This window comes from Capnocytophaga catalasegens (assembly GCF_026005215.1).
In the GTDB taxonomy this organism is placed as follows: Bacteria; Bacteroidota; Bacteroidia; order Flavobacteriales; family Flavobacteriaceae; genus Capnocytophaga; species Capnocytophaga catalasegens.
The window spans coordinates 1-18913 of sequence record NZ_BPMA01000018.1; the positions used below are offsets into that span (position 1 = coordinate 1).

An 18913-nucleotide genomic window follows, 5' to 3' on the forward strand; every position below is an offset into this window, starting at 1 on the left:
TAGACGAATCTGTTTACAAGCTCAATCGTCGTTACTTTGCAGAGCATTTATTTGACAGATTGGTTTTAGCCAATATTACAGCTTATGAGTGATTACGGATATACAATAAATTTATTTATTTTTTTAAAAAAATTCCTCATTTTTGCACTCTAAAAAATATATAATCATTTTAAATCAAATTTCAATGAAAAAATTAGTAGAATTTTTGGCAGGAAGCCAATCATGTTTTGTGAATTATATTCGTATTGCTATTTTTATAGTAATGGCTTGGATTGGAGGTCTTAAAGTTTTTCAATACGAAGCCGACGGAATAGTTCCTTTTGTAACAAACAGTCCTTTTATGAGCTTTTTCTATAACAATAGAGAAATGGTTGATAACGGAAAAGGGAAAGTAGTAGCCCAATACACACTTCACAAAAATCCAGAAGGCTTGGTAGTTCCTAAAAACATTGAGTGGCACAAATCGAATGGAACATATCCTTTTTCTTATGGATTAGGTGCGGTTATTTGTTTTATTGGAACTTTGGTGCTACTCGGAATCTGGTTTCCTAAAATAGGTATTATTGGTGGGTTGCTTACTTTCGGAATGTCTATTGTAACGCTTTCGTTCTTAATCACTACTCCTGAAACTTGGGTTCCTAATTTGGGAAATCCAGAAATTCCTGGCTCACAAAGTCCTAATTACGGATTTCCTTATCTGTCAGGGGCAGGTCGCTTGGTTATCAAAGACATTATAATGTCGGCAGGTGGACTTGTAGTGGCTTCTGATGCAGCTCAGCGTATTTTAAAATCATGTAAATCATGTAAAAATTAAACCTAAAAATCCACACACATATAAAAAAGAAGCTAAGAACAATTTCCTAGCTTCTTTTGTTATTATGGAAAAAATTAAAATTATTCCCAAGAAATATTGTCAATTACAACTTGCGCTGCTGTAGAAGCCGCAGTTCCCAATTTTATAGTAATTGTTTTCATTCCTGTAACATTTACCTCTATATTATGTATTATTGCAGGATTTTCAGCATCTCCTCCGTATTCAAATGTTTTTCTGTGCACTTCGGTAGTACTATTTTCATCTCCATTCAACACAACTAAAATACGCTGTTTAGCAGAAAAAGCTCCTCTTGCTTGGAAAGTTATTTTGGTTACATTGGAAGCAAAACTTAATTTAATATATCCATTATCATTGGATCTTCTTAGCATAAGACCTTTACCTTCTATTTCACTTCCTGTTACATCAGTACGAGCTTTATATTCTAATTTTGTTCCATCAGAAGCTGTCAATTCTCCTTGATTTGTATATCCTTGTGAAGAAGATGTTAAATTTTCAAAATCAAACTTATTTCCCGTAGGGGTTGGTGTATTGCCACCACCTGGATTAGGATTATTTGGTGTTGTACCAAATATAAGATCAGATTCTTGAGAATAAACAATTTCTTTTATAACCTCGCCTGATGTTAATTTATAATCAGTAAATTTACCTGTTACTGTAAGCTCTTGTCCTTCTGTTGCCAATTTATTTTTTGCTTCTTGGGATAATGCATCAGTTACAGCCTTTGGTGCATAAATCTGAATAAGAGTATTGTCTTTAAGTTTGAAATAAGAACGATTATTTTGTATGGTAATATTTCCGTGTATTTTTACCATTTTGCCTACTTCATATACACTTACATCACTAGTAGCTGCTTCAATAGTGGTAAGAGTAGGAGGAGTTGGTTTTTCGTTACCTGTTACTGGCGGAATACCTGTTTGATCATCTTTCTCACATGAGGCAAAAATCAGTAGTGCTAAAACACTTGTAATAAATATTTTTTTCATTGTTATTATATTAATTTGTTTTCTGAATATCATCTAAAGTATTGATATAAAACTGATACGTACTATTGTACTTGGTCAAAATTCCTGTGATAATTAGCTTACCTGAAGGAACTAATTCTTGAGCGTATGTAGCATAGCTACTTGTCAAGAAGATTACACTTCCTCCCAAATTGTCTTCCAATTTGTACGAGGTATTGTATTGGTCTGTTATTTTGTAGAAGGTTTGTCCTACAGCATTATTTTCAAATTGAACGTTTTTGAGTGTAATCAATCGATTTGTGTTTTCATTTTTATTCAAATTTTTAATATCATCAAATAAAATAGTTAGCTCTGAAACGGCTTTTTTTTCTCCCATATTTATAACTACTTCATCAATCATAGAAGGAGGTAAATTTGATATTTTGGTATTTCCTCCTGCGGTTACTCCTGAACCATATCCTATTTCAATGAGAGCATATCGGGTATTATACCAAAAAGTCGTTCCTTTGAGTCGTATTTGCACTTTGGTTCCGAGCGGAAAATCACCATATAGTCCCTTTTTTTCAATGGCAACAGCTATTGTTCCTAACTTGTCGGGAGCTTGTACATATATTTTTTTATAAAAATTTCCATCTTCATCACTCGAAATTACATAACCTTCAAAAGCATCATTCTCTGTGTATTCGGTAATAAGCGTTGTGGCTTTGTCTCGAAGTTTCGTATAACTTATACGATTTCCGTCAAATGATTCAGCTTTATTTTTATCAGATTGTTGTAATTCAGCATAATTCGGGTCATCATAATTACTATCTTTTACACACGAACTAATAACAAATAAAGCAATCGTAATAATAGGAATAATATATATCTTCATCTTGTAATTTATTAAATTATTTTTAGAAACTTACAGCCATATTTACATAATAAGTTGTTCCATAACCTACAAAATATTTATTTCCAAAAGTAGGATATCCATTGGCTCTTTCATATACCATTGCTTGATAATTTCCTCTTCGGGCTTGTTCAAATCCACCTGTTTTGAATTGTTTGTTAAGCAAATTATTCACACTTGCAAAAACACTTACATATTTACCTTTTATCCGCCATGACTTGCCTGCGGTCAAATTTACTAAAAATAATGAACCTAAATTCTCTTGCGTCAAAAATTCTTTTACTTTTTCTTGATCAATATTAGAGAATTGGCTTCCAGTAGTTGGGTCAAGGTAAATATTAGTTGTTCGAAGAAAAGGAGCTATATCTATATAATTATCATTGAACCAGTTAGCTGTAGCTCCCACCCACCAATAACGTGGATTTCGGTACTCCAATCCTACAGAATATGCTTGCTGTGGAGTTCCTGCTACTCTATAATTCTTCATATAAGAGATATATGGTTTTCCTATTAGCCTTTCATCAGAAGAATGAATTACAGTAGGATTATTTGTATAATAATATTTATTCCAAGTAGCCACAGCAGTAGCTTTTAGAGTCGGCAATATTTGAAACTCTGTCCCCCATTCAACTCCATAATGCAATTTATCTATATCCGTTACTGTTTCTGAAAGAAATCCACCAGACTCCTCTCCTACTCTCGCTTGTACAAAAAAGAAATTTTTATCAGTAACATCTTGATATTTAGTTACATATCCTGTAATTCTCGACTTAAAATATGGCATTCGGATAATATAACTTGCATCAGCAGTAGTTTGTGTTTCAGCTTTGATATCAAAAGGAATTACAGAGTTAGAGTTACGAATATTCATAAAAATAGCATTCAACGCTTGTGGTACTTCAAAGTATCCTGCATTGAATTGCAATATGTGCCGCCCAGTGATACTATACGTAAGCCCTGCTTTGGTGCTTACCGAATTGAAATATTTCACACCACTTTTTCCTTTAGAATCAGTGTAAGTTTTATTATTTTCAAATTGTCCATCACGTTCATAACCTGTATAATCATATCGACCAGCTATGTAAAAATCGGCACGTCCGTATTTAAAGCGAAGTTGTCCAAAAGCGTTTGCTTTCTGAATCTGAGCTTTATAATGATATTGATATTTATCTCCTTCAACCAATTGTTCATCGGTTGTATTATACCATTGTCCCGTATAATAGCTTTTGTTTAGAAAATATTTACCTCCGAGCAAATCATTGATTTGTTGATAGTTATCTGTTTGTATATTTTGATAGGTAGCTCCTGCATTCAACCAAATATTAGAATTTATCTTGGTAGATGATAATATATTACCTGTCAAGGTTTTAGTATCAATAACATCTTCACCGAGAACATAAATACTTTCTCCATTGATATTATGATTTGCCTTATAAAGTTTATCCCAATTAAGCTGACTATTGTTGCGGAAATATTGTATTTGTTGATATGTTTTGTCTAGCGCATAAGGGTCGTGGCGTGATGGGTCATTCGGATTATTCATATTATAATAATGAGAAGGCATATTGGTATAATAGGTTGGGTCGGGATTTTGAGCCTTAGCATACTGAATACGTGTATCTCCTATTTGACCAAATTGATATCCTATATTTGTATTGATTTTAGTATCATTTTTTTTATAATTATGAGAAAGAATGAATATAGGTTCGGCTATTCGTTTCATTTTTGAATTTCGTACATCACCATGTTGAGTACCCCAATTTGGATTATAATATCTACCTCCCAAAGCGATAACTTCTTGTGTTAACGGTGCTGATTTTCCTCTATTATTATAGGAATAAATTCCTGCGAAATTGAATGCTGAGTGTGAATTCACTCGATATTCTATAGCTGCTGCAAAAGCATAAGCATTGTATAACATTCCGTCAATATAGCCTCCGTTATTAGCCCAACGTCTTGAACCCGAAAGTGAATAAGCCCATTTGTTATTTCTCAACCCCGAGTTATAGGTCGCCATTACACGTCCTGTATAAGTTCGATTAGATGCCGTTGCTGAAAATCGTAATCCTTCTCTATTCTCTGACGGACGTATAGAAATGTAATTACTTCCAAATATACCTCCGAAATCATATTCTGATGCCTGTACACCTATCGTATTGATTTGATTACGTGTCATATCATTCAATCCTCCCCAATTACTCCAATTGGCTCTTCCTGTCTCTATTTTAGCCATCGGAACCCCATTGATAAGTACATTTGCTTCCCGAGAATCATAGCCTCTTGGACGAAAAAATACCTGTCCGAAATCGAACGATGCACGTTGAAAATACACATCGCGAGATGATTGTAATAACCCCGAAACCATATCTGCACTTCCTTCATCATCTTCCAATTCGCTTTCCGAAAGAGATATAACATTGGTGTTTAGTTCCTGAATGGAATCCAATTGTAATACAATAGTAGGTAATGTAAGATTTTCTGTTACTTTCAATATCATTCGTTGCGAAATATATCCACTAAGAGATATATTCAAAATATGAGTCCCCTGAGGAAGCTCCATCGAAAAGTTCCCTGAGGCATCAGTCAATATTTCTTGAAAAGAATTTTCCATTTGCAAAGAAACATTGGGAAGTGGTTTTATACCATCAGTAACGCTACCTTGAACAAAAAATTGTTGAGCAGAACTTATCCATCCTGACAAAACCACAAAAAATGTTAAAAATATTTTTTTCATATCAAAATTAAATTGATTTTATTTTTATATTTTTTTGAAAATTATTTCTCTTTTATAATATAAACATAAACCGGAAAATGGTCAGAATACCCACCTGTATATTGTCCATTACTATAACTTCTGAAAGGATATCCTGCATATTGTCCTGAGGAATTAACAACCATTGGGTCGTTAAAAACACCTGCTTTCCAATACTGATAACCTTGCACGGGTTTTAACAATCCGTAAGTAAAATATATTTGGTCAAACAAATTCCAACTATCACGATATGCCAAAGAACCTATTCCTTTTTTGAGCATATTTTCCATCGGATTGTAAAGCTCTCCTTCTTTTACTTTGGTTTTATCTGCCTTGGTTTTCAACACTTTTTTAAAACTGGAATTGCTTGCATCATCATTGAAATCACCCATACTGACAATTTTTGCTTGTGGATTGATTTTCAGTAATGAATCTATAATTTGCTTGTTTAAAGCAGCAGCAGCTTCTCGAAACGGGCGACTTACAGCCTCTCCGCCAGAACGAGAAGGCCAGTGATTGACAATAAAATGAAATTGTTCACCATCTAACTTGCCCGTAACCAGTAATTGGTCTCGTGTATAACGTCGCTTTCCGTCAGAATCAAATATTTTCAAAGGATGTTTAGAAGTACTTGTAGGGGCAAAAACATCTTTTTTATAAAGAAGCCCAACATCAATACCACGAGCATCGGGTGAATCGAAATGCACAATTCCATAATTATAACTTCGTAAATGTGAAGTTTTGACCAAATCAAGCATCACATCTTGATTTTCTACTTCACAAACTCCCACTATATCAGGAGCTTGTCTTGTTACGTCTTTTCCTATTTTGGCGATAACACTACTTATTTTATCTATATGGTCATAATAAATTTCAGATGTCCATCTATCTTTGCCTGTTGGAGTGCGGTCATCGTCAAATTTTTTAGGATCATTGATAGTATCAAACAAATTTTCTACATTATAAAAAGCAATAGTACGAACATGATACGATTTTTTCTGCGAAAAAACAGAAATACTTAATAATAAAATCCCACCTATCAAAATGTTATGCAAAATTTTCATAAGATTTAAAATTTTCTACAAATGTACAAACAAATTATTGAAAAAACAAGATTCAATATTTTATTTTTTTAATTTCAAAGATAAAAAAAGTCGCCTATAATGACAGACGACTTTTTGTTTTTCATACAAAAATTAAATTGCACTAATAACTGCTACAAAATCATCAGCTTTTAGTGAAGCTCCACCAATAAGTCCGCCATCAACATCTTTTTGTGCAAAAATATCTTTGGCATTCTTAGGATTGGCACTTCCTCCGTAAAGAATTGATACATTTTGTGCAACTTCATTTCCGTATTTGTCAGCAATAATTTTACGAATAAAAGCATGCATTTCTTGTGCTTGCTCGGGTGTAGCCGTTTCTCCTGTCCCGATAGCCCATACAGGTTCGTATGCCAAAATCACACTTTGCCACGCCTGAGCCGAAAGGTGAAACAATGCTTTTTCAATCTGTTCTTTTACCACATCAAAATGCTTGTTAGCTTTGCGTTCTGCAAGTTTTTCGCCTATACAAAAAACTACTCGCATCTTGTGTTTAAGAGCTGTATCAACTTTTTTGGTTAAGGCTTCATCAGTTTCGTTAAAATATTCTCTACGTTCCGAATGCCCTAGAATCGTAGTTTTTACACCGATTGAGGCAAGCATTTGCGCCGAAATTTCGCCTGTATAAGCTCCATTTTCCGCAAAATGCATATTCTGAGCAATAACCTCTACTTTACTTGCTTTTGTCTTTTGAACAGCAGTCGCCAAATTAACAAAAGTTGGAGCAATCATTACCTCGGCAGTTGTTTGAGGCAATTTTGTAAGTAATTCGGCAATAAGTGCTTCACTTTGTACCAAATCATTGTTCATTTTCCAGTTTCCTGCTACAATTTTTTTTCTCATAAAACGTAAATATCTGTTATTTAATCAATTAAAATATTTTTATTATATTCAAAAATCGGATATAAAAGTACAACTTATTTTTATATTAAGTTACTTTTTTTTGAAAAATTTAGTTTTGAAGTTCGTAATTGATAATCATTCCTGTTACATAATTATAACTTTGTATACCTTTTTTTTGATTGTTTGCTTTAAGAAAAACATCATAACTCGCTTTAAAATAGGGTTCTAACGGATTTTGATATTGCTTCCAGAAATCAGAACTTTCTTTATAATTTTTCAAAATTCCTTTTCTGATTTTTGATAAAAATTCATCATATTTTTCCTGATTTACTTTCTGAACTTCGCCAAGACAATATCGCAAAGCAAAAAGTGCCGCACTATATTTAAAATATTTGTTCTGATGATGAGTTGATACCAAATACGCTATAAAATTCGCTTCATTTTCAGCAGAATACCCCAACTGATGTGCTACTTCATGAGTTGCTGTAATAGGCACATGATACCCAACAGGAAGTCTATTGACTTGTGCCTCTCCCGTAAAAGGATTCAAATAGCCACTATATCCCATATAAGTTAATACTCGGCTATAAAGAGATGATTTTAAACTATTTACACAAAGTTTAAACTGAGGAAATTTATATGATATATTTTCATAACCTTGTGAGGTAAGTTTATATATTTCTTGATTTGTCAAAGGAATATCAACTGAAAGGGTATCGATGGACATAAGTTGGGTATGAAGTTCGTTTGCTCGTTGAACAAAAATCTCGGTTGCATTATAGAGTTCTGATTCTGTATAAATTGTATTCAATTTGAGTGTTTTTTCTAATGGTTTTCGATAATAATTAAATCCCCAAAACAAATGAAATATAAAAAATATTCCCCCTACAAATAGTACTATTTTACCAAAAAAATAAACCGGATTTTGCCAAATACTTTTAAATTTTTTAATAAAAAAAAGAAATATAATCCCTCCTATTATCGTATAAAAAATATCGCCAATCGAAAAAGGAATCCAACCGAAAATGAATCGCAAAACCATACTAATATAAGGATAAATTCCTGTACTATATAATTTTTCAGTAAGGTCAGGACTTTGTCTAAAAATAAGTACAAACAAATATGTTAGTAAAAAAAGTCCTATACCGATATAATACTTTGTAAAACGATTCTTTTTTGTGTTGGATAAATTCATTTTTTATTATACTTTTGTAATATCTTTTCTTCCTCCAAAGGAAAGTATTTTTTGTCTAATATACAATAAAAAAAGTATTTTTATTTCTTTTGAAATCAAATTCTTTAAAAATCAATGAATTATCAAAAAATTATTTCGCAAATTTATAACAAAATTTTGCTTGAAGAGAATAAAGGTACTATACCGACTTACATACCTGAATTGGCGCGTATCAGTCCTGAAAAGTTTGGTGTTTATTTCTTAAACTTAAATCAAACACAAATTGGAAAAGGTGATTTTCAAGAAAAATTTTCTATCCAAAGTATTACCAAAGTTTTGTCTATGACCATGGCGTACAGAGAATTAGGCAACGACTTGTGGAAGCGTGTAGGGATAGAATCTTCGGGAACATCATTCAATTCATTAGTACAATTGGAAGCCGATAATGGTATTCCTCGCAATCCACTTATCAATGCTGGTGCTATCGTTGTTTGCGATATTCTGCTGTCTGTTTTAAAAAATCCGCAAGAAGATTTTTTAAAATTTGTACAAGATGTAACTAATAATTCATCTATAAATTATTCGTTACGTGTGGCTAATTCTGAAAAATCAGTCGGTTATCGAAATTTTGCACTTTGTTATTACATCAAATCGCTGGGAAATATTAAAAATAACCCTATTGATGTATTAGATTTTTATTTCAAACTCTGTTCTATCGAAATGAATTGTCAAGAATTAGCTCATACTTTTTCTTTTTTGGCTAATGATGGTGTAAAACCTCACGATGGGCAACGTATTTTGACAGAAATACAAACCAAACGTGTTAATGCCATTATGCAAACGTGTGGTTTTTATGACGAATCGGGAGAATTTGCATTCAGAGTTGGACTTCCTGGAAAAAGCGGCGTTGGTGGTGGTATTGTTTCGGTTATGCCCAATCAGTATAGCATTGCGGTATGGAGTCCCCTCCTTAATGAAAAAGGAAATTCGTATCGCGGAATGAAATTTTTAGAAAAATTTACCACACAAACCCGAATTTCAGTTTTTTAATTTAATTTAAAAAATGTAAAGATGTAATGTTTAAAAAAAATGTAGAGACGCAAAGCATTGCGTCTCTATTCAATTAACATATAATAGTTTTTTTTATAGAAAATTACCCACCCAAATGTTTGACGTTCTCCAATCGTTGGAATAGCCCCTGCATCAATGTTTGACATTTTCCAATGATTGGAATAACTCCTGCATCAATGTTTGACATTTTCCAATCCTTTAAAAAATCTCTCAAATATTAAATTAGCTTTGGATATTTTATGGGATTTACTTCATTCATCATCATATATATTTTCTCAAAAACATCTTCTACATTTGGTTTTGAAAAATAATCGCCATCAGAAGAAAATGCAGGTCGATGTGCCTTGGCTGTAAGTGTTTCAGGTTTGCTATCCAGATAACGATATGCGTCTTGTTTTTCCAGTATTTCTTGTAGCAAATACGCTGATGCTCCGCCAGGAACATCTTCATCAATAATTAACAAACGATTTGTTTTTTGAATACTTTTCACTACATCTTTATTTATATCAAAAGGAAGTAATGATTGTACATCAATAATTTCAATACTAATATCAAATTTTTCTAATTCGCTAACTGCTTGTTCTACAATACGTAATGTAGAACCATACGAAACTACGGTAATATCTTTCCCCTGGCGGATTGTCTCAACTACTCCTATGGGAGTTTTAAACTTGCCCAAGTTTGTTGGCAATTTTTCTTTCAAACGATAGCCATTGAGACATTCTACAATCAAAGCAGGTTGGTCTCCTTGCAAAAGAGTATTGTAGAAACCTGCCGCCTTTGTCATATTGCGCGGTACTAATATATAAACCCCTCTAAGCAGATGTAACAACCCGCCCATAGGAGAGCCTGCGTGCCAAATTCCTTCCAAACGATGCCCTCGTGTACGAACAATTAGTGGTGCTTTTTGACGCCCATAAGAGCGATAATGAAGCGTTGCCAAATCATCACTCATGGTTTGCAATCCGTACAAGATATAATCCAAGTACTGAATTTCAGCTATTGGGCGTAATCCTCTCATAGCCAAACCGATTCCTTGCCCAATAATCGTTGCTTCACGAATTCCCGTGTCTGAAATCCGATATTCTCCATATTTTTCTTGCAATCCCTCCAAGCCTTGATTTACATCGCCTATGAAACCTACATCTTCTCCAAAAATAACAACTTCGGGCTTAGTTTCAAATATTTTATCAAAATTATCTCTTATAACAATACGACCATCTACCATAGGGGCATCTTCTTCATATTGAGGAGCTACTTCTTCTACAAAAATAGGATTTAATGGTGTTTCGCTATACAAATAGGAATTATATTTCTCTTCAAAGATTTCGTTGTACCTTTGTACCCAATCTCGAAGTTGTGTTACAGCATCATTTTCTTCATACGTTACATAACGTAATGCTTTGCGAGCTACGCTCATAACATCTTTATAATATGGGTCATCTATTTCAGCCAAAGTATCTTTCAGATGAGAAATTTCCATACTATTCAAAGATATTTTTTCAACTTCATACAACAAGTTGATAAGTTCTCTTTTAGCATTTTTGATTGGTGCTTGATAGGCTTCCCAAGCTTTATTTTTTCCTTGTTTTACTAAGTTTTTAGCTTGTGTATCTATTTGATTTATTTCTTCTTCAGTAGCTATATTAACATTCAAAATCCATTGACGCATTTGTGCGATACAGTCATATTCTTTCTCCCATTTCAATCGTTCGGGCGATTTATAACGTTCGTGCGACCCTGAAGTAGAATGCCCTACAGGTTGTGTAAGTTCTGTAACATGAATAAGTACGGGTACATGTTGTCCACGAGCTATTTGTGATGCTTTCTCAAAAACTTCTAAAAGTGCTGGATAATCCCAACCTTTTACTGAGAAAATTTCAAAACCTTCTCCTTTATCATCTCGTTGTAACCCTTTAAGTATTTCAGAAATATTTTCTTTGGTTGTTTGATACTTAGACGGAACCGAAATACCATAACCATCGTCCCAAATACACATAATTACAGGAACTTGCAATACACCAATAGCATTAAGGGCTTCAAAAAAATGCCCTTCACTAGTACTTGCATTTCCTATGGTTCCCCAAGCTACTTCATTGCCCGAATTAGAAAAATTCTCGCTTCCTTCTATCGGAATATTTCGATAAATTTTAGAGGCTTGTGCAAGCCCCACAAGGCGTGGCATTTGTCCAGCTGTGGGAGAAATATCGCTACTTGTATTCTTTTGATTTACAAGATTTTTCCAATTTCCATTTTCGTCTAAACTATGACTTGTAAAGTGTCCTCCCATTTGGCGTCCTGCACTAGTGGGTTCCGCTTTAATATCGGTATGCGCATAAATTCCTGCAAAGAAATTTTCAATAGAAAACTCACCAATTGCCATCATCAAAGTTTGGTCTCGATAATATCCACTTCTGAAATCCCCATCTTTAAAAGCTCTTGCCATTGCCAATTGTGGCACTTCTTTACCATCACCAAAAATACCAAATTTGCCTTTACCAGTAAGTACTTCTCTTCTGCCAAGCAAGCTACATTCTCTACTAATTACAGCTATTTTATAATCTTCAAGAACTTGATTTTTAAAATCTTCAAATGATAAGTTTTCTAAACTTGAAATATTTATATCCATAACAAACTAAGGTATTAAATAAATTATCAAAGGTGCATTTTTTCCTTTGAAAAACAATTTATATTTTATTTTAACAAATAATTATTTTTGATTCAATTATACTTCTTTTATATCTTTAAAAAAAATCCATTTCATTAGTACGACCTCTCTTCCTTGCTTTTCAAAAGCCCCAAAACGAGGCGCTAAAAAAATAGTAGTAAATCCTGATATGGTTACTGCTATCCAATAATTAAGTTCTGGAAGTAAAAAATTTACAATAAAACGTAATGTAATGAAAATCAATCCAAAAGATAAAAAATTATATAAAAAAGCTCGTGATTTTGCTGACATTTTCTGCAAATTTATTTTTTCGGTTCAAAGATACAACTTTATTTGTAAAAAACATTATAATAGACTAATAAAAAATCCGTAAAAGATAAATATCTTAAACGGATTTTTTCGATTTATACAAATTAGTTCTTTTATTGAATTTTGCTTTTTTCGTCTGCTTCTATAAGCGAAAGGTCATATCCTTGAAAACTCTTCATATAGTTACAAATAGTTGTTCCATTGGCGTCTGCAAAAGAATTTCCTCCGTTTGTAGCAAAATATTTTTTAACATTTTTGGCTCCTGCCAAATGTGCTGCTGCCAAAATTCCCGATTCGGTAATAAGCACTCCTCCGATACGTTTTCCTACATATTTTTCTATTTCATCACGAAGTTGCCATTTGTTGTACGAAATACTAATTTTGAACAATTTTTCTTGCAATTCGGGCGTAGTTAAAAACTCTTGACTATCTTCTACTCCGTAAAAATCCAACGCTGTTTTACCAAACTGATACTTGCCCATATAGCCATAATTATTGACTATAAAATAATTTCCACGAGATTCTCTATACCCCATTTTTTCTTTAAATCCTATATATGATTTTTCATTTTTTCCCAAAAAAGAAAACGAATGAATCATACCATCTTCAGGAAGAATAAATGCTGGTTGAGGAAATTCCACTCGCAAGTCTTTGTGAAGTTCATCACGAGTTAGTTTATCTGCATTAAGCACCATAAAACTTGACAAGGCCAACGATATTACGCCACCTCCCATAAAAGCATACCTTTTTTTAAATTTAACCATTCATCTTAATTTCTTTGAGACTTATATAATTGATTATCAAATAAATACACATTATAGCTCAAAATTTCAAGGGGCAAAGGTACGTCTTTTTTTTAAATAAAAAATTTATATGTTAAAAATATGTTATACTATATTTTAACTTAAATAATTATACTATCAGTTTAAAAATCATTTATGAAAAGATTTTTTTCACTAAAAAAAATTATCATTTAAGTTATATATTTAACACTTTGCGAATAGTTTTTAACACTCCAGAATGAACGTTATCTTCTTCAGTAACAAAATTGGCTACTTGTTTGACTTCTGGTTGTGCATTCTTCATAGCGTAACTAAAATAAGCTGTTTGCATCAGTTCCAAATCATTCAAATAATCGCCAAAAACCATTGTTTCTTGGGGAGAAATTCCTAATTTCTGTTGTATTTGCTTCAATGCAACCCCCTTATTAACTGATAGATTTGTAATATCAAGCCATTTGTCTCCCGAAACAACGATTTTGAACTGATTTTCATACAATTTCAAACGTTGATATGAGTTATTGCGAGGATTATTTTTGTCAAAAATTGCAATCTTGAAAATAGCATCATCAACTTGATACAAATCTGTAACTTGGTGTAATACAGGATAATACTTTCCAATATTATAATACGTTTCTGAATCAGAAGCATTTAAATAAGCACCTTTTTTCCCACAAAGAGCCACACCTATATTGGGGATTGTTTGACAGATATCTAACAACAGTGTAACATTTTGATTATCAATTGTATCCTCATATATTTCTTGTTCTTTGAGTAATACATATCCTCCATTTTCGGCAATAAATCCCATCTGATGATGTACAGATTTGAAAAATTGTAACAAACTCGGATACTGGCGCCCACTTGCTACACAAAATAATATTTCCCGTTTATAAAGTTCTTGAAAAACCTCTTGAAAATCAGATGGAAAATGATGATTTTCTCCCAAAAGAGTTCCGTCCATATCGGTTACAATAAGTTTTATCATTGCTTTTGATTTTAATTGTTTAACAAAACTAAACTCCATACAAAATCCTCAATTTCTCCACAAAAAACCTTGTATTTTTCTTGGCATTGGGGGTGTGTTATTCGGGCTGAAAATTCATTGGCTTGTATCGAATTTTTATCTAAAATAAGATGCTCTTTGAAATCAACTGATGGTACGTCGGCAGCTTTGTAAAGCGCTTCTTTGGCAGCCCAAATTTTGGTCAAAATAGAAATTTTTTCGGATTGTAGGTTATTTTTTCCAGATTTCCATTGGGTAAAACGATATGCCAAACGCTCTATGCGTGTTTGTTTTTTTTCAATATCAATTCCTATTTTCTGATAACTCAACCCAATTATTGCAAACTGATGGGAATGACTAATTGAAATATATTGCCCATTTGATAAAAAAGGTTTTCCATTTTCATTATAATAAAGTGCTTTCTGAGGAATTTCAGCAAGTTGTATCAAATGGCGAACTGCAAGCAAACTCTTGCGATGTCTTTCAGATTTCATCTTAGTAAGTCGCTCATTATCAATATTTGACAAGCTAATTCCTGAAAATAATTCAGTTTCAGTTTCTGTTATTTTCCAAATAAAAATAGAAGCATCTGTAAGATTTATTTTTTCAAAAAAAGGCATTTTACTAATGTTGATTTATCAATGACAAAATATAGTAATAATCTTCTTTATTTTCTACAAAATCTAAATTAGAAATGTCAATAAATAAAATATTCATCGTCAGATTATTTCTTAAAAAAGTGAGATAACTATGTTGAATATCATCTAAATATGTTTTCGGAATTCGTTTTTCGTATCCACGCCCACGTTTTTCTATATTTTGTAAAAGTCGATCAGAGTTTTGTAACAAATAAACATATAAATCAGGACGTTTTATCTCTTTGTACAAAATATAAAATATTTTTCGATATAGAGCAAATTCATCTTCGGTTAACGTAACCCCAGCAAAAATCAATGATTTGAAAATATCATAATCTGAAATTACAAAGTTTTTAAACAAATCTAATTGTGATAATTGTTCCGAAACTTGAGTATATCTATCTGTTAAAAATGACATTTCGAGAGCAAAACCATATCGTTGATTATCTGCATAAAATTTTGCCAAAAAAGGATTATCTTCATAACGCTCCAAAAGTAATTTTCCCAAAAAATCTTCTGAAATTTTTGTTGCCAATGAAGTTTTTCCTGCACCTATATTTCCTTCAATTGCTATGTAACTATATCGATTGGCAAAATTTATTTCAGTAGGAAGAAATAATTCTTCTTGTATAATTTTTGCTTCTACAACCTCCTGATTATCAATATATAATTGTTGTATTGTTTTTCCTAAAACAGGATGTACATAATCTGATGCTATATCTAACAAAGGTTGCAAGACAAACTTGCGAAAAGGTATCTGCGGGTGTGGAATGGTTAGTGTTTGAGTTTTTAAAATAAGATTATCATAAAAAAGAATATCCAAATCAATAGTTCGTGGCTGATATTCTTGGGTTTTCAGATTTCTTTCTCGACCTAAAAAAGTTTCTATGTTTAACAATTCTTGCAAACATTGCTCAGCCGAAAAAAAAGTTTCCACCTCAATACAAGCATTGTAAAACAGTTCTGATTCAAACCCCCAAGCTGGAGTTTCATAAATATGGGAAACTGACTTAATTTTACCCAAATGTCTTGAAATAGCTACAACGGCACGTTGCAAATATTCCTTACGATTTCCAATATTACTTCCCAATGCTATGTATACCTGATGTGTCGATTTCATAATGGCAAAGATACTATTTATTTGGGTAAAAATCTCTTATATTTTCCTCTTCTTTTTATTATTTTTTACAAAAAACTAATTTTTATAAAAAAAGGAATTTTGAGTCAAAATATATTTTTGTCAAAATTCCTCAATATAAATATTTTCTATCAAAAATCAACATTGTTTTTTTAGAAAATGATATAGCAAACGGATACCTACGCCTGTTCCTCCTACTTTGAAATACTTATAAGGTTTATTCAAAAAAGCTGTTCCTGCAATATCTAGGTGTAACCACGGATAATTTGTAAATCGTTGTAAAAATTTACCTGCAGTAGAAGCACCTCCTTCTGCACCTCCTAAGTTTTTAATATCAGCAATCGGCGATTTTATATCTTCATCGAATTCGTCCCAGAATGGAAATTCTATCAAACGTTCATAAGTTGCTTCTCCCGATTTTTTTAATTCATTTTTTACGCCTTCTGTAGCTGTTCCCATTACAGCACTTCCGTAGTGAGATGTTACGCGTGCAGCTGCTCCTGTAAGGGTCGCCAAATCAATTACCAACTCTGGATTATAGCGTTCTGCATATACCAAAGCATCTGCAAGGATAAGACGCCCTTCAGCGTCAGTATTTTTAATTTCAACCGTAAGTCCATTCATCATCGTAAGAATATCGTCTGAAACAAGCGCATTGCTACTTATTCGATTATCAGTAGAAGGAATAAGTCCCACAACATACAACGGCAGTTTATTCTGTGCTATCGCACATAGAGTACCTACAACTGCTGCACCTCCCGCCATATCCGATTTCATTTCATCCATATAAGCCCCTGTTTTGATATTATATCCGCCCGTATCATACACAACTCCCTTACCTACAAACACATAGGGTTTTTCATTAACAGCATTGTCAGGCTTCCAAGTAAGAATATTAAACGTAGGAGGTTGCTCACTCCCTTGATTTACACCTAATAAACCACCCATTTTCAAATCTTCTATTTGTTTTTTATTAAAAACTTGAACTGAAAAACCAAATTTTTCGCTCAAATTTATTATTTCTTGTGAAAATTTAACAGAATTCAAATAAGAAACAGGCTCATTAACAAGCGTTCGAGCAATACTTACTGAAGAAATTACATTTTGCAATTCTGTAATATTCTCTTCCGAAATGGCATTTATTGAAATTGTAAGTTCCTTATTTTCAGAATTTTGTTTTGTTTTATATTTATCAAAAGTGTATTCACTCAAAAGCATTCCTTCTAAAAATACAAGAATATCATCTTCGGGAAAAGTCGTTTGTAAAATAGCTTCCGTAATATCTTCTTTTTGTAATAACTGTAAAACCTCATGCCCTAATACCCGTAATTTTTCAGCTATTTTTGCTTGATTATCAGCTATTTCCAAAGCTAAAACAACAATAGAAATTGATTTTTCTGTCGGAAGATAGACTACCTTGTTTTCTTTTGTAGTAAAATATTTTTGACACAAAGGTCGTATTTCCTCGGGTAATTCAGTTATTTGTGAAGTTAAAAAAAGTGTTGTATTAAAATTATTTTTATTTGTTAATATTTTCATTGATACAAGAAGTTTAAACTATCATAAAATAAGTTTCTAAGTAGAGGCAATATTGTTTAGAACTATTATTTCTCTTGTTGTTTATTATTTTCTTCACTTGAAGATTCTTCTTCCAATAATCCTTTGTCAATCAATATATTATACCATTGAATTATTTTGCGAATATCATTGGCAAAAACTCTATCTTCGTCATAATTAGGTAATACAGAAAAGAAATATTCTTCCAATTCGTGTTTTTCAGCTTTGTGTGAAATAGTTGTTTTGTTTCCGTTTTCCTTCTCTTTGATGGCTTTGAAAATTTCGTGAAGTGGTTTTTCCTCTTCCAAAGTATAAATTGCTATTTCGGAAAGCAAACTCACATTGTTTCTAAGTCCTACATTGATTCGTTTTCCATCCAAAAGCGAAATAGCTAAAAATCCTGTTCGTGTTTGTGATTGCAATTGATATAATCCGGGTTTTCCCGAAATGGCTAAAATTTTGTCCAATTTCATTTGTATTTTAAATTAATTAATTATCTCTTTTTCTGGTCAGGAAAGTGCATACGATAACGCACACTGACTTTCCCTTTACTGATATTTGTCAATTTACCTTTTAATAATTGTTTTTTGAAAGAAGAAAGCTTATCTGTGAATAAAATTCCCTCAATATGGTCATATTCGTGCTGAATAACTCGCGCTGCCAAGCCTGAAAAAGTCTGCTGATGTAGATTGAATTGCTCATCTTGGTATTCAACAACAATAGTTCCTTTGCGTTTTACATCTTCATTTACACCAGGAATACTTAAACAACCTTCGTTAAAAGTCCATTCATCTCCTTTTTCTTCAATAATTCGAGCATTGATGAAGACTTTTTTGAAGTTGCTTAAAAATTCTTTTTCTGTTTCTAACAAATCTTCATCTTGGGAAAAAGGTTCTGTATCTATGACAAACAAACGTATCGGCTTGCCTATTTGAGGTGCGGCAAGACCTACACCACTACTTGAATACATCGTATCAAACATATTAGCAATTAACTCTTTAAGTTTCGGATAGTCTTTTTGTATAGGCTCACATACTTTTCGCAAGACAGGGTCTCCATACGCAACAATTGGTAATACCATAACTTTTCTTTTTAGGTCTGCAAAGATAGATAAATTTTGGAAAGTAAAAAGACTATAGTTAATTTTTTTAAAGATATATTTGAAAAAAATCTGTCAAAACCCCTA

General features: G+C 32.5%; 17 protein-coding genes. 2 read left to right on the forward strand and 15 right to left on the reverse strand.

What is annotated here, in order from left to right; translation table 11 throughout:
* The first annotated feature begins 184 nt into the window (after positions 1 to 184).
* Positions 185 to 814: a DUF417 family protein gene (locus tag OO775_RS05765; RefSeq protein ID WP_264846094.1), complete on the forward strand. Its 630-nt coding sequence runs from the start codon at positions 185 to 187 to the stop codon at positions 812 to 814.
* A gap of 80 nt (positions 815 to 894) precedes the next feature.
* Here the strand turns inward: OO775_RS05765 and OO775_RS05770 are convergent, their stop codons facing one another.
* The 6 genes from OO775_RS05770 to OO775_RS05795 form a co-directional block, all read right to left on the reverse strand.
* Positions 895 to 1818, reverse strand: a complete 924-nt coding sequence (locus OO775_RS05770) for a hypothetical protein (RefSeq protein WP_264846095.1) — start codon at positions 1816 to 1818, stop codon at positions 895 to 897.
* 10 nt (positions 1819 to 1828) lie between these two features.
* Entirely contained in the window at positions 1829 to 2671 is an 843-nt protein-coding gene (locus OO775_RS05775; RefSeq protein ID WP_264846096.1) for a DUF5689 domain-containing protein, read from the reverse strand.
* Between the two features lie 22 nt (positions 2672 to 2693).
* Positions 2694 to 5423: a TonB-dependent receptor domain-containing protein gene (locus tag OO775_RS05780; protein ID WP_264846098.1), complete on the reverse strand. Its 2730-nt coding sequence runs from the start codon at positions 5421 to 5423 to the stop codon at positions 2694 to 2696.
* 41 nt (positions 5424 to 5464) lie between these two features.
* Positions 5465 to 6505, reverse strand: a complete 1041-nt coding sequence (locus OO775_RS05785; protein WP_264846099.1) for an endonuclease/exonuclease/phosphatase family protein — start codon at positions 6503 to 6505, stop codon at positions 5465 to 5467.
* A 132-nt stretch (positions 6506 to 6637) separates the two neighbouring features.
* A complete protein-coding gene (tpiA, locus tag OO775_RS05790; RefSeq protein ID WP_264846100.1) occupies positions 6638 to 7387 on the reverse strand; it encodes a triose-phosphate isomerase in 750 nt (249 codons plus the stop codon).
* A 109-nt stretch (positions 7388 to 7496) separates the two neighbouring features.
* Positions 7497 to 8582 (reverse strand): DUF3810 domain-containing protein, encoded by a 1086-nt coding sequence (locus tag OO775_RS05795; RefSeq protein ID WP_264846101.1) that lies wholly within the window; start codon positions 8580 to 8582, stop codon positions 7497 to 7499.
* Positions 8583 to 8696: 114 nt separating this feature from the next.
* On the opposite strand from OO775_RS05795, the gene OO775_RS05800 reads away from it, so the two are divergent.
* Positions 8697 to 9611, forward strand: coding sequence for a glutaminase (locus OO775_RS05800; protein WP_264846102.1), 915 nt, complete (start codon positions 8697 to 8699; stop codon positions 9609 to 9611).
* 238 nt (positions 9612 to 9849) lie between these two features.
* Here the strand turns inward: OO775_RS05800 and OO775_RS05805 are convergent, their stop codons facing one another.
* The 9 genes from OO775_RS05805 to def all read right to left on the reverse strand — a co-directional run bounded on the left by OO775_RS05805 (position 9850) and on the right by def (position 18808).
* Entirely contained in the window at positions 9850 to 12261 is a 2412-nt protein-coding gene (locus tag OO775_RS05805; RefSeq protein ID WP_264846103.1) for an alpha-ketoacid dehydrogenase subunit alpha/beta, read from the reverse strand.
* A 96-nt stretch (positions 12262 to 12357) separates the two neighbouring features.
* Entirely contained in the window at positions 12358 to 12591 is a 234-nt protein-coding gene (locus tag OO775_RS05810) for a hypothetical protein (protein WP_264846104.1), read from the reverse strand.
* Positions 12592 to 12722: 131 nt separating this feature from the next.
* Complete coding sequence (locus tag OO775_RS05815; RefSeq protein WP_264846105.1) at positions 12723 to 13373, reverse strand: peptidoglycan-binding protein LysM; 651 nt, start codon at positions 13371 to 13373, stop codon at positions 12723 to 12725.
* Positions 13374 to 13587: 214 nt separating this feature from the next.
* Positions 13588 to 14376: an HAD family hydrolase gene (locus OO775_RS05820; protein ID WP_264846106.1), complete on the reverse strand. Its 789-nt coding sequence runs from the start codon at positions 14374 to 14376 to the stop codon at positions 13588 to 13590.
* An 11-nt stretch (positions 14377 to 14387) separates the two neighbouring features.
* Positions 14388 to 15014, reverse strand: a complete 627-nt coding sequence (locus OO775_RS05825) for a 4'-phosphopantetheinyl transferase family protein (protein ID WP_264846107.1) — start codon at positions 15012 to 15014, stop codon at positions 14388 to 14390.
* Between the two features lie 4 nt (positions 15015 to 15018).
* Positions 15019 to 16152: a 2-amino-4-hydroxy-6-hydroxymethyldihydropteridine diphosphokinase gene (gene folK / locus OO775_RS05830; protein ID WP_264846108.1), complete on the reverse strand. Its 1134-nt coding sequence runs from the start codon at positions 16150 to 16152 to the stop codon at positions 15019 to 15021.
* A 156-nt stretch (positions 16153 to 16308) separates the two neighbouring features.
* The gene (locus tag OO775_RS05835) at positions 16309 to 17709 is read right to left on the reverse strand and encodes a leucyl aminopeptidase family protein (RefSeq protein ID WP_264846109.1); all 1401 of its coding nucleotides are present in this window, start codon (positions 17707 to 17709) and stop codon (positions 16309 to 16311) included.
* A 65-nt stretch (positions 17710 to 17774) separates the two neighbouring features.
* Positions 17775 to 18200: a DUF5606 family protein gene (locus OO775_RS05840; RefSeq protein WP_264846110.1), complete on the reverse strand. Its 426-nt coding sequence runs from the start codon at positions 18198 to 18200 to the stop codon at positions 17775 to 17777.
* Between the two features lie 20 nt (positions 18201 to 18220).
* The gene (gene def, locus OO775_RS05845; RefSeq protein ID WP_264846111.1) at positions 18221 to 18808 is read right to left on the reverse strand and encodes a peptide deformylase; all 588 of its coding nucleotides are present in this window, start codon (positions 18806 to 18808) and stop codon (positions 18221 to 18223) included.
* Between the last annotated feature and the right edge of the window lie 105 nt (positions 18809 to 18913).